This is a genomic window from Hydrogenobaculum sp., assembly GCF_049967395.1.
Lineage (GTDB): Bacteria > Aquificota > Aquificia > Aquificales > Aquificaceae > Hydrogenobaculum.
Genome location: NZ_JBMFST010000099.1, coordinates 1 through 1,879 on the forward strand (window position 1 = coordinate 1; position 1,879 = coordinate 1,879).

Genomic DNA, 1,879 nt, shown 5'->3' on the forward strand with positions numbered 1-1,879 from the left:
CTACCAAACCCTCAGTGTGTTATGGTTTATTACGGTGATAAAGACATTCCTTTAGATGTTTTGCATGCTTATAGTATGGTAATCACTAACCCAAATGCAAAGTTTGTAAAGAAAATAAGGATGCTTTTTTATGAAAAACATCTTCCAAAGTTTATAGGATATTTAAGTGTAGGTGAGCTAGACGAAGGCAATCGTTTTTACAATCAGCTTAAGGCTTTTGCCATTGGCAAAAATAAAATGTGGCATTCAAAGATTTTGGATGTTACAAATGAAAATTACCAAAAATTTTTAGTGGACAAAGAAGCAAAATACATATTAAAGCAAGGGTTTGATGGCTTTTTTCTGGACACTTTAAATTCTTACAAGTTGATAATACCAAAAAAAGACTGGAAATCTTACCAAGCTGCTATTGTGAATATAGTAAAAGCTTTAAGAGAAAAATATCCAAACAAAATAATTATAGTAAATAGAGGCTTTAGTGTATTTAGCAGCATAAGACCCTATATAAATGGAGTGCTAGTAGAGAGTTTATTTAAGGGTATAAACGCCAAAAAGGAATACGTATCTACTTCCCAAAATACCACAAATAAGCTTTTAAACACTCTCTCACACATAAAAGATTCTGGAGTACCAGTGATAGTGTTAGATTACGCTAACAACAAAGAAGAAGCATTTAAAGACATAAATAGAATAAAGTCTTACGGGTTTATACCATATGTATCAAATTACAATTTAGACAAAGTGGGATATTCTATGTGCAATCCAGTAAGAAAAAATATAGTTCTTCTTTATAAAAAGACTAACGGTGGAAGACAGGCGACTTTTATAAACAATGTAATTCAACCTATACTTGAATATCTTGGATATGTTCCTTTTTTATACAATGTAAACAACAAAAGACTACCTTCTTTGAAAAATACCGGCTTTAAAGCTATTATAAGTCACTATATGCACGTAACTCACAAAGAATACTTTGAAAGTTATGTATCTAAAGCTTTGGAAGATAGCATTAAACTTTTCTTTATAAACAAGATACCGTTAGACAACGACTCTTTTTTAGACGAGCTTGGTATTCAAAAAGAAAGAAACAACTCTTCTAAGCTTTCTGGTTTTGACATTGTATATAAAGCGCCTGGTTATGGTTATGAAGCCCCTTTAATATTGGAATATCCTCACCATCTTTATAATGCTAAGGGTGATGCTTTGGTAAAAGCTAAAAACCAAGATGGTGAAATTTTTACACCTTTTGTCTTCACTAAATGGGGCGGTTTTGCCCTCAATGGTAGTTTTGTAAATTTTAATGGTTTATTTGTGTATAACCCTTTTAAAGTTTTTAAAAAGCTGTTAAAACCAAACTTCCCAGCTATTGACTATACCACAGAAAACGGTGCTAGGATATTGATTGCTTTTGTAGATGGCGATGACTTTCCGGGGCGTTCTAAAATAAATACCCAAAAAACCACTGGACAAATACTATACGATAGAATACTAACTCACAAGAAATACGACATACCTATTTCTATATCTATAATAGCTGGGGACATATCTTCACACGGAAGATATCCAGATAAGTCTATAGAGCTAAAGCAGATTGCTAAAAGAATATTTGAACTTCCAAATGTAGAACCTGCAAGCCATGCGTTTTCTCATCCTTATCACTGGAGAAAAGTATTAAAAGAGCCTAATGCTCCGAGAATGAGGATTATGATACCTGGATATAAATATAGTCAAAGATATGAAATATTTGGTTCTATAAATATACTTGATAAGCTGACACCTCCTGATAAACCAGTAAACCTTTTACAATGGAGCGGAAATGCTGACCCTGATAGAAAAGCGCTTCTCATGACCTACAAAGCTAAAGTTTACAATATAAATG

The 1,879-nt window shown here is 32.6% G+C and carries 1 protein-coding gene; it reads left to right on the forward strand.

Annotated elements, in window-relative coordinates:
- Positions 1-1,879, forward strand: a 1,879-nt coding sequence (locus ACP5S8_RS08240) for an endo alpha-1,4 polygalactosaminidase (protein ID WP_461876457.1), incomplete at both ends; no start/stop codon positions are given.